Annotated in this window: 13 protein-coding genes; 5 read left to right on the forward strand and 8 right to left on the reverse strand. The window is 70.8% G+C overall.

The genetic code is table 11. The annotated features are described in order from the left end of the window. A complete protein-coding gene (locus WJM95_RS09985) occupies window positions 1-1,383 on the reverse strand; it encodes a glycine--tRNA ligase (RefSeq protein ID WP_339129231.1) in 1,383 nt (460 codons plus the stop codon). 197 nt (window positions 1,384-1,580) lie between these two features. Here WJM95_RS09985 and WJM95_RS09990 point away from each other — a divergent pair, with 197 nt between their 5' ends. Genes WJM95_RS09990 through WJM95_RS10005 form a run of 4 tightly spaced genes read left to right on the forward strand, consistent with a single transcriptional unit; the run spans window position 1,581 to window position 4,705 of the window. Further along, window positions 1,581-2,543, forward strand: coding sequence for a zinc ABC transporter substrate-binding protein (locus WJM95_RS09990; protein ID WP_339129232.1), 963 nt, complete (start codon window positions 1,581-1,583; stop codon window positions 2,541-2,543). Window positions 2,544-2,560: 17 nt separating this feature from the next. After that, a complete protein-coding gene (locus WJM95_RS09995; protein WP_339129233.1) occupies window positions 2,561-3,328 on the forward strand; it encodes a metal ABC transporter ATP-binding protein in 768 nt (255 codons plus the stop codon). After that, window positions 3,328-4,230, forward strand: coding sequence for a metal ABC transporter permease (locus tag WJM95_RS10000; protein WP_339129234.1), 903 nt, complete (start codon window positions 3,328-3,330; stop codon window positions 4,228-4,230). The genes WJM95_RS09995 and WJM95_RS10000 overlap by 1 nt, the downstream gene beginning before the upstream one ends. 58 nt (window positions 4,231-4,288) lie before the next feature. Then, window positions 4,289-4,705: a transcriptional repressor gene (locus tag WJM95_RS10005; protein WP_339129235.1), complete on the forward strand. Its 417-nt coding sequence runs from the start codon at window positions 4,289-4,291 to the stop codon at window positions 4,703-4,705. 13 nt (window positions 4,706-4,718) lie between these two features. Here the strand turns inward: WJM95_RS10005 and WJM95_RS10010 are convergent, their stop codons facing one another. The 7 genes from WJM95_RS10010 to WJM95_RS10040 all read right to left on the reverse strand — a co-directional run bounded on the left by WJM95_RS10010 (window position 4,719) and on the right by WJM95_RS10040 (window position 10,770). Then, window positions 4,719-5,279 carry a YcxB family protein gene (locus WJM95_RS10010; protein WP_339129236.1) on the reverse strand — a complete coding sequence of 187 codons (561 nt, stop codon included), beginning with the start codon at window positions 5,277-5,279 and terminating at the stop codon, window positions 4,719-4,721. Between the two features lie 74 nt (window positions 5,280-5,353). Then, window positions 5,354-6,199 carry an isoprenyl transferase gene (locus tag WJM95_RS10015; RefSeq protein WP_339129237.1) on the reverse strand — a complete coding sequence of 282 codons (846 nt, stop codon included), beginning with the start codon at window positions 6,197-6,199 and terminating at the stop codon, window positions 5,354-5,356. A gap of 125 nt (window positions 6,200-6,324) precedes the next feature. Beyond that, window positions 6,325-7,071: a DNA repair protein RecO gene (recO, locus tag WJM95_RS10020; RefSeq protein WP_339129238.1), complete on the reverse strand. Its 747-nt coding sequence runs from the start codon at window positions 7,069-7,071 to the stop codon at window positions 6,325-6,327. A 91-nt stretch (window positions 7,072-7,162) separates the two neighbouring features. Then, a complete protein-coding gene (locus tag WJM95_RS10025) occupies window positions 7,163-7,387 on the reverse strand; it encodes a hypothetical protein (protein ID WP_339129239.1) in 225 nt (74 codons plus the stop codon). A 456-nt stretch (window positions 7,388-7,843) separates the two neighbouring features. Beyond that, window positions 7,844-8,530, reverse strand: coding sequence for a response regulator transcription factor (locus WJM95_RS10030; RefSeq protein WP_339129240.1), 687 nt, complete (start codon window positions 8,528-8,530; stop codon window positions 7,844-7,846). Beyond that, window positions 8,527-9,930, reverse strand: a complete 1,404-nt coding sequence (locus WJM95_RS10035) for a histidine kinase (protein ID WP_339129241.1) — start codon at window positions 9,928-9,930, stop codon at window positions 8,527-8,529. The genes WJM95_RS10030 and WJM95_RS10035 overlap by 4 nt, the downstream gene beginning before the upstream one ends. Window positions 9,931-10,029: 99 nt before the next feature. Next, window positions 10,030-10,770, reverse strand: coding sequence for a FadR/GntR family transcriptional regulator (locus WJM95_RS10040; protein ID WP_339135454.1), 741 nt, complete (start codon window positions 10,768-10,770; stop codon window positions 10,030-10,032). Between the two features lie 269 nt (window positions 10,771-11,039). Between WJM95_RS10040 and WJM95_RS10045 the strand changes: the two genes are divergently transcribed. Further along, window positions 11,040-12,668: an ABC transporter substrate-binding protein gene (locus tag WJM95_RS10045; RefSeq protein ID WP_339129242.1), complete on the forward strand. Its 1,629-nt coding sequence runs from the start codon at window positions 11,040-11,042 to the stop codon at window positions 12,666-12,668. The last annotated feature ends 17 nt before the right edge of the window (window positions 12,669-12,685 follow it).

The following is a 12,685-nucleotide window of genomic DNA, read 5'->3' on the forward strand; positions in this document are numbered from 1 at the left end:
TCAGCAGCCGACGAGGCGGCCGGCCAGGTAGCCCTCGATCTGGTCGAGCGAGACACGCTCCTGCTTCATGGAGTCGCGCTCGCGCACCGTGACGGCGTTGTCGTCGAGGGTGTCGAAGTCGACGGTGACGCAGTACGGGGTGCCGATCTCGTCCTGACGGCGGTAGCGGCGGCCGATGGCGCCGGCGTCGTCGAACTCGATGTTCCAGTGCTGGCGCAGCGCCGTCGCGAGACCCTTGGCCTTCGGGGACAGCTCCGGGTTGCGGGACAGCGGCAGGACCGCGACCTTCACCGGGGCGAGACGGTGGTCGAGGCGCAGCACCGTGCGCTTCTCCATCTTGCCCTTGGCGTTCGGGGCCTCGTCCTCGACGTAGGCGTCGAGCAGGAAGGCGAGCATGGCGCGGCCGACACCGGCGGCGGGCTCGATGACGTACGGGGTCCAGCGCTCTCCGGCTTCCTGGTCGAAGTAGGAGAGGTCCTGGCCGGAGGCCTTGGAGTGCGCGCCGAGGTCGTAGTCGGTGCGGTTGGCGACGCCCTCCAGCTCACCCCACTCGTTGCCGCCGAACTGGAAGCGGTACTCGATGTCGGCGGTGCGCTTGGAGTAGTGGGAGAGCTTCTCCTTCGGGTGCTCGAACCACCGCATGTTCTCCTCGCGCATGCCGAGGCCGGTGTACCAGTTCCAGCGCTGCTGCATCCAGTACTCCTGCCACTCCTCGTCCTCACCCGGCTTGACGAAGAACTCCATCTCCATCTGCTCGAACTCGCGGGTGCGGAAGATGAAGTTGCCGGGCGTGATCTCGTTGCGGAAGGACTTGCCCATCTGGGCGATTCCGAACGGCGGCTTCTTGCGCGAGGCGGTCTGCACCTGGGCGAAGTTGGTGAAGATGCCCTGGGCGGTCTCGGGGCGCAGGTAGGCGACGGAGCCGCTGTCCTGCGTCGGGCCGAGGTGGGTGGAGAGCAGGCCCGAGAACTGCTTGGGCTCGGTGAAGGTGCCCTTGTTGCCGCAGTTGGGGCAGTTGAGGTCGGTGAGGCCGTTCTCCGGGAGGCGGCCGTGCTTGGCCTCGTAGTGCTCCTCCAGGTGGTCGGCGCGGAAGCGCTTGTGGCACGAGGTGCACTCGGTCAGCGGGTCCGTGAAGGTGGCGACGTGACCGGAGGCGACCCACACCTCGGGGGCCAGGATCACGGACGAGTCCAGACCGACCACGTCCTCGCGCGACGTGACCATGTAGCGCCACCACTGGCGCTTCAGGTTCTCCTTGAGCTCGACACCGAGCGGGCCGTAGTCCCAGGCGGCCCGCTGTCCGCCGTAGATCTCACTACAGGGGAAAACGAAGCCACGGCGCTTGCTCAGGCTGACGATGGAATCGATCTTGTCGGCGGCCACGGTGCTCTCTTCATTACGAACGGACGGCAGCGAATGCTTCAGGTTACCGGCGTCGGCCACCCCCGCATCAAATCGGTTCCCGCGGGAGGCCGCTTCCTGCCGATTGGATCCACTTGATACCCGTTGCCGCGAGGCGGACGAACGCCCGTCGATCCGCTTGTTGACAATCGTTTCCAGATTTGTTGAAAATGACTGTCATGAACGTACGACGACGCCTCATACCGGGGTCCGCGGTCGTGGCGGCCACCGCCCTCGGCCTCGGCTCGCTCACCGCCTGCTCGGGTTCCGCCTCGGCCGAGGCCCGGCACGACGGCAGACTCGACGTGGTCGCGTCGTTCTATCCGCTCCAGTACCTCGCCGAGGAGATCGGCGGGACGCACGTGGACGTCACGAACCTGACCCGGCCGGGCCAGGAGCCGCACGACCTGGAGATCAGCGCCCGGGAGACCGCGCGCCTCCAGAACGCGGACGCCGTGTTCTACCTGCGGAACCTCCAGCCGGCCGTGGACGACGCCGTGGCCCAGTCCGACGTGAGGACCAAGGTCGACGCGGCCTCGCTGACGACGCTGGAGCGGCACGGCAACGAGGTCGGCGGGCACGCCGCCGCCCACGACCACAGCGAGGGCGAGGACACCGGCGCCACCGACCCGCACATCTGGCTCGACCCCGTGCGTTTCGCCCAGGTCGCCGAGGGCGTGTCGGCGGCGCTGAAGAAGGCCGACCCGAAGCACGCGGCGGACTACGACAGGAACGCGGCGGCGCTGCGGAAGAAGTTCGCCGCGCTCGACACCGAGTTCCGCGACGGGCTCGCGAACACGAGGACCAAGACCTTCATCACCACCCACGCCGCGTTCGGCTATCTCGCCGAGCGCTACGGGCTCACCGAGGAGGCCGTCAACGGCCTCGACCCCGAGTCGGAGCCCAGCGCGAACCGGGTGAAGGGGCTGGAGAACCTGGCGAGGGCCGACGGCGTCACGACGGTGTTCTACGAGACGCTCGTCAGCGACAGGACGGCCGGCACGATCGCCCGGGACGTGGGGCTGCGGACGGATGTCCTCGACCCCCTCGAAGGCATCACGGACAAGTCGAGGGGCAGCGACTACATGCAGGTCATGCGGTCGAACCTGAAGGCGCTCCAGACCGCTCTCGGGACCAGGTGACCACTGTGGAGGACGTCATGAGCGAAGCCGTCGTGTCCCTGCGCGGCGTCCGGGCGGAGCTCGGCACCCGCCCGGTCCTGCGCGGCATGGACCTGACCGTGCGGCGCGGGGAGGTCGTGGCGCTGCTCGGCGCGAACGGCTCCGGCAAGTCGACCGCCGTCCGCAGCGTCATCGGCCAGGTGGCCGTCAGCTCGGGCGAGATCGAGATCTTCGGCGTTCCGCGCCGGAGGTTCCGCGACTGGCACCGGGTCGGCTACGTCCCGCAGCGGACCACGGCCGCGGGCGGTGTGCCGGCGACGGTCACCGAGATCGTCGCCTCGGGACGGCTGTCGCGCGCCCGCCTCGGCATCCTGCGCAAGGCCGACCACGCGGCCGTACGGCGGGCCCTGGAGCTCGTCGGGATGGCCGACCGCGCCAAGGAGGCCGTGAACGCCCTGTCGGGCGGACAGCACCAGCGGGTCCTCATCGCCCGCGCCCTGGCCTCCGAACCCGAGCTGCTGATCATGGACGAGCCGATGGCGGGCGTGGACCTGGCCAGCCAGGAGGTGCTGGCCGCGACCCTGCGCGACCAGGTCGCCCAGGGCACGTCCGTGCTGCTCGTCCTGCACGAGCTGGGCCCGCTGGAGCCGCTGATCGACCGCGCGGTCGTGCTGCGGGACGGCTGCGTCCTGCACGACGGCCCGCCGCCGAGAGCGGTCGGCCAGCACGCCCTGCCCGGCCACGACCACGTACACCCGCACGCGGCCCACGACGCCGAACCCCTCCGGACGGGACTGCTCAGCTGATGGACATCCTCGACTACGCCTTCATGCAGCGGGCGCTGCTCGCCGCCGTCCTGGTGGGCGTCATCGCGCCCGCCGTCGGCATCTACCTCGTCCAGCGCCGTCAGGCCCTGATGGGCGACGGCATCGGCCACGTGGCGATGACGGGCGTCGGCCTCGGCTTCCTGCTCAACACCTCACCCGTGTGGATGGCCACGGCCGTGTCCGTGCTCGGCGCCGTGCTCATGGAACTGATCCGCTGGTACGGAAAGACGCGCGGGGACATCGCGCTGGCCATGCTCTTCTACGGGGGCATGGCGGGCGGCGTCATGTTCATCAACCTCGCGCCGGGCGGCTCGAACGCCAACCTGACCTCGTACCTCTTCGGCTCGCTGTCGACGGTGAGCGAGTCCGACGTGACGGCGATCTTCCTGCTGGCCGCCTTCGTCATGGCGGTCACGCTGGGACTGCGGCGGCAGCTGTTCGCGGTCAGCCAGGACGAGGAGTTCGCCCGGGTGACCGGTCTGCCGGTGCGGGCCCTGAACCTGCTGACGGCGGTCACGGCGGCGGTCACGGTCACCGTCGCGATGCGCGTGGTCGGCCTGCTGCTGGTGAGCGCGCTGATGGTGGTGCCGGTCGCGGCGGCCCAGCAGCTCACCCGGAGCTTCGCGGCGACCTTCGCCGTCGCGGTGGCGATCGGGGTGAGCGTGACCATCGGCGGCACGGTGACCTCGTTCTACCAGGACGTTCCGCCCGGCTCGACGATCGTGCTCCTGACGATCGGCGCCTTCGTCGCGATGACGGCACTGGCCTCGCCGCTGGCCCGGCGCCGGGCCCGCGCGCTGGCCGCCGCGCAGACCGCAGGGGACCCCGCGGAGTGCGCGATTCCGGCCACCCGTGGCCCGGAGAGCACGGTCGGCGTCTGACCACGCCCTGCCCGGACTGGCACAATGGCCGGGCAAGGGCAGACGCGAGGAGGCAACGGTGACAACCGCTGGATCGCCCGTCCGGGGCCGCTCCACCCGGCAGCGTGCCGCCGTGGCGGCGGCGCTGGACGAGGTGACCGAGTTCCGCAGCGCGCAGGAGCTCCACGACATGCTCAAGCACAAGGGCGACTCGGTCGGACTCACCACCGTCTACCGCACGCTCCAGTCCCTCGCCGACGCCGGCGAGGTCGACGTGCTGCGCACCTCCGAGGGCGAGTCCGTCTACCGGCGCTGCTCCACCGGCGAGCACCACCACCACCTCGTCTGCCGCGTCTGCGGCAAGGCGGTGGAGGTGGAAGGCCCGGCGGTCGAGAAGTGGGCGGAGGCCATCGCCGCGGAGCACGGCTATGTGAACGTGGCGCACACGGTGGAGATCTTCGGCACGTGCGCGGACTGCGCCACGGCCGGCTCCTGAAGCCCGGAGCGGATCAGACGCGGGTCAGGTTGCGGTCGAGGATCGCCCGCAACCGGTCGACGTCCTCGGGAGCGCGTACGGCCCGCTTGGGCAGCACGGTGAAGGCCGTGGCGTTCTTGTCGGAGCTGAACATGGCGAAGACGTCCTTCGTCTCCCGGTAGCGGGGCTGCGCGACCCAGTTGAGTTCCGTGGTGGAGTTGTCCGTCGCCACGGTCACCCCGGCGTCGGTGACGGTCACACGGAACGTGCCCTGGCGCCCGGCGAGCCGCTGGAACTGACGGCCCATGAGCCAGGGCGACAGCAGGAGGAGTGGAATGCAGACGACGAGCCAGATCGCCAGGATCAGCGACTCCCCGTGACCGTTCAGTGCCCGCTGTCCTTGCAGAGCGGCCACGACGGCCATGCCGCCCAGCACCCAGTACTGTCTTCGGCCCGCCTTGCTGATACCCCGGCGCGCCTTCAGCGCCGAGGTGAAGTCCGCGACGACCGGCCAGTACTCCAGCTCGACGGCGTCCGCCCCGGCCCCCTGCCCCGGCGACTCCTGCTGCCGCGCAGCGCCCCGATCCTCGACCACGGCCCCTCCCCAGTTCGGTGGTGATGAGCCGTGATCGTAACGCCGGATGCGAACTGTCCTGCGGGCGGCGGGTGTTACGACCCGTCGCCCCTCATGTCCTGCTCCATCGCGAGCAGCTGCTCGTTCGGGACGGCGCCGCCGAAGCGGCGGTCGCGCTGGGCGTACTCGACGCAGGCCCGCCACAGGTCGCGGCGGTCGAAGTCGGGCCACAGCACGTCCTGGAAGACCATCTCGGCGTAGGCGCTCTGCCAGAGCAGGTAGTTGGAGGTGCGCTGCTCGCCGCTCGGGCGCAGGAACAGGTCCACGTCCGGCATGTCCGGGTAGTACATGTACTTCTGGATGGTCTTCTCGTTGACCTTGGACGGGTCGAGGAGGCCGGCCTTGACGTCCTCGGCCATCGCCTGCGCCGCGTCGGCGATCTCGGCACGGCCGCCGTAGTTCATGCAGAAGTACAGGGTGAGGCGGTCGTTGTCCTTGGTCTGCTCCTGGGCGACCTGGAGCTCCTTGGCGACCGACTTCCACAGCTTGGGCATGCGCCCCACCCAGCGGACCCGGATCCCGAGCTCGTCGAGCTGGTCGCGGGTCTTGCGGATGAAGTCGCGGTTGAAGTTCATCAGGAAGCGCACCTCGTCGGGCGAGCGCTTCCAGTTCTCGGTGGAGAAGGCGTACAGGGAGATGCTCCCGACGCCGACCTCGATCGAGCCCTGGAGGACGTCGAGGACCCGCTCGGCGCCGACCTTGTGGCCCTCGGTACGGGGCAGCCCGCGCTCCTTGGCCCAGCGTCCGTTCCCGTCCATGACGATCGCCACATGCTCCGGGACGAGCTCGCCGGGGAGTTTGGGCGCGCGGGCACCGGAGGGGTGCGGTTCCGGTGCCCTGTACTCGCGGCGCCTGCGGCCCAGGATCCCGCGTACGACCATGTGTTTCTCGTCTCCTCTGCCTTGCTCGCGTGCGCCGGGCGCTCGTCTCGCTCTGCTTGCTTTTTTCCGTGCTGTTCTCGCGCGCTCGTGCGCCGTCGCCGCCCCGGGCCCCGCCCGGACGGCGCCTACTTCTCCACGTACCGCAGGGAGCGCAGTCCGCGCTCCAGATGCCAGTGCAGATAGGCCGACACCAGCCCGCTGCCCTCCCGGACGTGCCGCGGCTCGCACGCGTCCGCGGTCTCCCAGTCTCCCGTGAGCAGCGCGCCGAGGAGTTCGAGGGCCTGAGGCGAGGGTACGACGCTGCCGGGCACCCGGCAGTCGACGCAGACGGTTCCTCCCGCCGCGACCGAGAAGAAGCGGTTCGGTCCCGGCATGCCGCATTTGGCACAGTCGCTGAAGCTGGGCGCGTAGCCGTTGACCGCGAGGGAACGCAGCAGGAAGGCGTCGAGGACGAGGTGCGGCTCGTGCTCGCCGCGGGCGAGGGTGCGCAGCCCGCCGACCAGCAGCAGATACTGCTGCACCGCGGGCTCCCCCTCGTGGTCCGTGAACCGCTCGGCGGTCTCCAGCATCGCGGTGCCCGCGGTGTAGCGGGGATAGTCGGTGACGATGCCGCCACCGTACGGAGCGATCGTCTCGCTCTGGGTGCACAGGGGCAGCCCGCGGCCGATCAGTTCACTGCCCCGCGCGAAGAACTGCACGTCCACGTGGGAGAAGGGTTCGAGGCGCGCCCCGAACTTCGACTTGGTCCGCCGGACCCCGCGCGCCACCGCCCGCACCCGGCCGTGACCGCGCGTGAGCAGCGTGATGATCCGGTCCGCCTCACCCAGCTTCTGGGTGCGCAGCACGATGCCGTCGTCGCGGAACAGACTCATGCGGCCCATTCTCGCCTACCGCGCGGACACCCCGGCCCGGACGGGTCGCATTGTGTCCGGGACCTCTCCGGACGGGGAGGCGCCCGGGCCCTCAGCCCACCTCGCCGCGGCCGTGCGCGTTGGCGTACACGGTCGCCGCGCCGCTCCGCTCCGCCGTGGTGGCCCGCCGCACGGCCTCCGGCGCACAGTCCCACTCCCTGCCGCCGCCGAGGGGCCTCAGCTGTACGTACGGCCCCTCGTGCCCCATGACCACGCCGACCCGGCCCGTGCGGGTGTCGACCGCGCAGGAGCCGGTCGGCAGCGCCGCCGCCTTCATCGCAGGGCCGCCGCGAGCCGGGCCGCGACCTCGACGGAGCAGCCGCCCGGGACGATCGGTGGACGGGGGGTGTCACGCGCCACGCTCGCCGGGCCGAGCCGCGGGGACGGCAAGGTGATCCCGGCCCGTGCGAGCGCCGTCCGTAAATCCTGCACAGTGTCCTCCGCCTCTTCGACGCGGTGCGCCGAGTGCCGCCGCCCGTCGGGCGGCGCTTCCAGATGCGTGCGTCCTTGCGCCGGTCCTCGTGCTCGTGCGTGTTCTTCCGTTCAGAACTGGAACGACGCAGGGAGGACACAGGTTTCACGCAAATGGAACCGAAGGCTCGGGTCTTCGTCCCGGCGGCCATGTCGGCCGGTCCGAACAGGCCATCCGCACCGCGCAGTCGGACGCGGCGGTCGTCGGGCCGGGTACCGCCGGTCGGCGCGGACGCCCGGACCGCGTTCGCCGCCGCCGGGGTCAAGGCGTTCGCGCCGACCGGTTCGCGGACACCAGCCCCGCCTCGTACGCGATGATCACCAGCTGGACGCGGTCCCGCGCGTCCAGCTTCGAGAGCAGCCGGGTGAGGTACGTCTTCGCGGTGGCCACGCTGATGAAGAGCCGCTCGGCGATCTCCGTGTTGGACAGCCCGCTGCCGACCAGCGTCAGGACCTCGCGCTCCCGCTCGGTGATTCCCTTCACCTCGCCTCTCCCCCGGGTCAGTTCGGGGCGGGCCGCGGTGAAGTCCTGGATGAGACGGCGGGTGACTCCGGGGGCGATGAGGGCGTCCCCGGCCGCCACCACCCGCACGGCGGCGAGAATGTCGTCCAGGCCCATGTCCTTGACCAGGAATCCGGACGCGCCGGCGCGCAGCGCCCCGTAGACGTAGTCGTCGTCGTCGAAGGTGGTGAGGACGACGATCCTGGTCGGGCTCGCCGGTCCCGTGGTGTCCGCCGTGATCCGGCGGGTCGCCTCGATGCCGTTCATGCCGGGCATGCGGATGTCCATGACGACGACATCGGGGCGCAGTTCCCGGGCGAGCGCCACCGCCTCCTCGCCGTTCTCGGCCTCGCCCACCACCTCGATGTCCTCGATGTCGGCGATGACCATGCGCAGGGCCGTGCGGATGAGCTGCTGGTCGTCGGCGAGGACCACACGTACCGTCATCGGGCGCCCGCCCCGCCCGTGGCCGGGATCGGGAGGCGGGCGCTCACCCGGAATCCGCCCTCGGGGCGCGGGCCCGCGGTGAACTCGCCGTGCAGCAGGGCGGCCCGCTCGCGCATGCCGATGAGGCCGAATCCGGTGTCCGTGGTGCTGCCCCGGCCCCGGCCCTCGTCGGTGATCTCGACCGCGATCTCCGTGTCCCGGTGGTCGACGGTCACCCGGCAGACGGTCGTCGCCGCGTGACGCAAGACGTTGGTGACGGACTCCTGGACGATCCGGAACGCCGACAGGTCGACGTCCGCGGGGAGTTGGCGCCGCTCGCCGGTCCAGTGGAGGTCCACGCGTACCCCGGCGGCGGTCGCCGCGGCGGCGAGCCGGTCGAGGTCGGCCAGTCCCTCGGCGGGGCGCGGTGGCACGGCCTGCGCGGTGCCGAAGCGGTCGGCGGCGGCCCCGGGGAGGTCCGCGGCCGCGCGGCCGTGCTCTCCGGGCGGAGCCGGCTCGCCGTCCTCGCCCGGGCCTTCAAGTCCGTTGCGCACGACGGAGGTTCGACCGCCCGGGTCTCCGGGCGAGCCGGGCCGCCCGTCCGGGCCCGTCCGGCCGGGCCGGTCCCGCCCGTCCCCGTGGTCCGCCTCGCGCAGCGCGACGAGCATGCGGCGCAGTCCGGCGAGGGTCTCCCGGCCCGCCGTCTCGACCGCCGTCATCGCCTCCCGGGCGGCGTCCGGCTGGGTGTGCGCGACCCGGGCGGCCGCGCCCGCCTGGAGGGCGATGATGCCGATGCTGTGGGCGACCATGTCGTGCATCTCGCGGGCGATGCGCAGGCGTTCGTCGGTCACGGCCTGGCCGGCGGCGCGGACGCGCAGCTGCTCGGCGTGGACCCGGGTGCGGCGGGAGGCGTCCCCGAGCAGCCAGGCGACGACGACCGTCAGCGCCACGGTGAGCTCGACGAGCGTGCCGATCCCCCAGCCCTGCACCAGCCGTCCCGTCAGCCAGGCGACGAGGACGGCGAGCGCCATCGCGAGCCCGGTCACTCCGGTGCGGCGGGAGCGGCCGGCCGCGATGAAGTAGAGGGCGACGTCGACGGCGAGGTACTGGGCGAGCTGGAACGCGGTGACGGCGAGATTGGTGGTGAACAGGGCGCCCGCCGCCAGCAGCAGGGTCAGGGCGGCCAGGGGCCGGCGGCCGAGCCAGGCGCTGCCGGACAGGGCCAGGACGCATGCCACGGTGAAGAGCGTCAGTCCGTCCCAGCGGTAGAACTGGGCGGCGGCCATCTCGTTCGGGCCGTTCTGGCCGGGCAGCCGGATCCGGGCGAGGACCGTGAAGAGGGTGCTGGCGCACCAGGCCAGGGCCACCCAGGCACCGGGCGGGACACGCTTGAGCGGGGGAAGCGACGGCGTGACATGCATGGGCCCGATCGTAGGCAGGCGGAGCGGAGCGGGCATCGGACCGGGGACGTACGACCGGGGTCGACACCGCCGGCCGGCCGGGGCACGTGGGGTTCCCGGTCAGCCCACCCCGCGGGAGCCCTGGGCGGCCCGCGCCTCGATGCCCCGGAAGTGGTCGGACATCGCCCGCTGGGCGCCCTCGACGTCCCGGACCCGCAGGGCGGTGAGGATGTCGCGGTGGCGGCGGGCCGTCACCTCCGGCGTGATGTCGTCGCTCCAGCCGCGCACCACGGCGACCCGCCGGAAGACGGTCCAGAACGCGCCGAGCAGCTGCGGAACGAGCGGGTTGCCGAGCGAGGCGTACAGCAACTCGTGGAACTCGCTGTCGAGTTCGGGGAAGGAGCGGCCGTCGTCGCCCGCCGCCTCCATCTCCGTGACGACGGCTTCCAGCCGGTCGAGCTCCTCCTCGGTGAGCACCTCGGCCACCCGGCTTATGAGCCCCTCCTCCAGCACCTCGCGGACCTGGAGGATCTCGGCCAGGGCCCCGGTCGGATCGTCCGGACGGGCGAGTGTGCGGAAGGTCAGTCCGTCGACGAACGGCGTCATCGACGCCTCGCCCACATAGGTGCCGTAGCCGTGCCGGATCTCGACTATGTCCAGCGCCTGAAGGGCCTTGAGCGCCTCACGGACCGAGTTGCGGCTCACCCCGAGATCGTTCATCAGCTCGGTCTCGGTGGGCAGCGGCGCACCGGCCGGAAGTCCCTGGTCGAGGATCAGCTGCATGACCTCGCGCTGGATCTGGCTGCTCACCCGGCGCTCGGGCCGGCGCCGGTTCCCGGTCTCCTCAGGCATGCGCCGCATCGTACGCTCGCTGGACATCGGACGTCCCACCTCCAGGCTGATTAAACGCCAAGTTCGGCCAACTGCCCCTGATTCTTACCGCCATTGGTCGCGCCTGTGGAAGATACGCCATTCGTGTGCGGGCCCTTGACCCTCTCCGCGGCCCCTCCTATGGTCACGCTGCCCCCATGACGTAGGACGTCGTATCTCCTGCGTCCCGGGCCTGCCGCACCAACCGCTCCACCACCTCACCGGACCGTTCAACTGGACCACTCCTTGCTGGAGGAACCGTGCGCGACGTGAACCCCACTCCGACGCCGCACCGCCGGTCGTTCCTGAAGTACACCGGGGCCCTGGGCGCGGCCGCCGCCCTCTCCTCGGCGCTCGGCGCCTGCTCGTCCGGACCGGAGTCGACGAACGACACCGGCGGTTCGGGCAGCGGACAGGGCGCCACGCTGACGGCCGTGATCGGCTACGGGAACGACGGCAGCTGGGACCCGACGCAGACCGCGTCCGCCTTCTCCATGGCCGCCAACAACCACATCTACGAGGGCCTGCTCGACACCGACCCGATCTCCCGCGAGCCCTACCCCGCGCTCGCCACCCAGGTGCCCGCCGACCTCACCGGCACGTCCTGGAGGTTCACGCTGCGGGCCGGGGCCACGTTCCACGACGGGAAGCCGGTCACCGCCGACGACGTGGTCTTCGTCTTCGACCGGATCCTCGACCCGAACACCCAGACCCTCGCCAAGGGCTTCTTCGCGAGCTGGCTGAAGGAGGTCCGCAGGATCGACGCGCAGAACGTCGAGCTGGTCCTCAAGTTCCCGTTCCCCGAAGGGATCTCGCGACTCACCCTGGCCAAGATCATGCCCAAGCACGTCTTCTCCCGGCCGGGCGCCTGGGACGACGCGATCAAGGGCAGGGCGATCGGTTCGGGTCCGTACCGGCAGACCGCGCACCACCCGAAGTCCAACACGACGTTCGAGGCGTTCGCCGCCTACAACGGGCCGCGCAGGGCCGCCTTCAGGAAGATGAACTGGCTGACCATAGTGGACGCCGCGCCCCGCGTCGCGAAGATCTCCGGGGCGAGCGCCGGGGCCCAGATCGCCGACAACATCCCGTACGCCAACATCGCGCAGCTCCGCAAGGGCGGCATGACCGTCCAGGGCGGCGCGGGCATGAACAACCTGTTCCTGATGTTCAACACCCGGCACAAGCCGTTCGACGACGTCCGCGTGCGCCAGGCGCTGCACTACGCGATCGACACCGGCAAGATGGTCGAGGTCGCCCTCAGGGGCCACGGGAAGCCGTCGAGCTCCTTCCTCAACGAGGCCAACCCCTCCTACCGGCCGGCGAAGACCGTCTACTCGTACGACCCGCAGAAGGCGAAGAAGCTCCTGAAGGCGGCCGGGGTCAAGGGGCTGAGGATCGAGATCCTGTCGGTGAACGTCAGCTGGATCGTCGACTGCCTGCCGACCATCAAGGCGTCCTGGGACGCGATCGGTGTCGAGACGACGCTGTCCCCGCAGGAGACCACGGCCGTCTTCACCAAGATGGACCAGAAACAGGACTACCAGGTCGTGGCCGCCGCCTCGAACCCCAATCAGTTCGGCCTCGACGCCGACCTGATCATGCACTACAACTACGGCCCCCAGAACCTCTGGATGGGCTACGCCCGCTGGGCGGGCGACCCGGTCGCCAGGCAGCTCTTCAAAGACATGGACCGGGCCACGCGGGAACCCGACGCCGACAAGAAGAAGACGATGATCCAGGACTACATCGACGTCGTCGCCGAACAGGCCGTGCTCTACCCGGTCGTGCACAACGAGCTGATGACGGCGTGGAATCCGCGCCGCCTCGCGGGGATAAGGCCCCAGCCCTATCCGGGCATCAACCTGCTGCAAGCCAAGTGGGTCTAGGCGACGGGGGAGTTCGT

This window comes from Streptomyces sp. f51, from assembly GCF_037940415.1.
In the GTDB taxonomy this organism is placed as follows: Bacteria; Actinomycetota; Actinomycetes; order Streptomycetales; family Streptomycetaceae; genus Streptomyces.

Coding starts and splice junctions, on each gene's coding strand:
- recO (WP_339129238.1), bottom strand. CDS start 7,071: ATGAGTCTGTTCCGCGACGACGGCATCGTGCTGCGCACCCAGAAGCTG.
- WJM95_RS09990 (WP_339129232.1), top strand. CDS start 1,581: ATGAACGTACGACGACGCCTCATACCGGGGTCCGCGGTCGTGGCGGCC.
- WJM95_RS10015 (WP_339129237.1), bottom strand. CDS start 6,199: ATGGTCGTACGCGGGATCCTGGGCCGCAGGCGCCGCGAGTACAGGGCA.
- WJM95_RS09995 (WP_339129233.1), top strand. CDS start 2,561: ATGAGCGAAGCCGTCGTGTCCCTGCGCGGCGTCCGGGCGGAGCTCGGC.
- WJM95_RS10040 (WP_339135454.1), bottom strand. CDS start 10,770: ATGCGGCGCATGCCTGAGGAGACCGGGAACCGGCGCCGGCCCGAGCGC.
- WJM95_RS10000 (WP_339129234.1), top strand. CDS start 3,328: ATGGACATCCTCGACTACGCCTTCATGCAGCGGGCGCTGCTCGCCGCC.
- WJM95_RS10025 (WP_339129239.1), bottom strand. CDS start 7,387: ATGAAGGCGGCGGCGCTGCCGACCGGCTCCTGCGCGGTCGACACCCGC.
- WJM95_RS10030 (WP_339129240.1), bottom strand. CDS start 8,530: ATGACGGTACGTGTGGTCCTCGCCGACGACCAGCAGCTCATCCGCACG.
- WJM95_RS10035 (WP_339129241.1), bottom strand. CDS start 9,930: ATGCATGTCACGCCGTCGCTTCCCCCGCTCAAGCGTGTCCCGCCCGGT.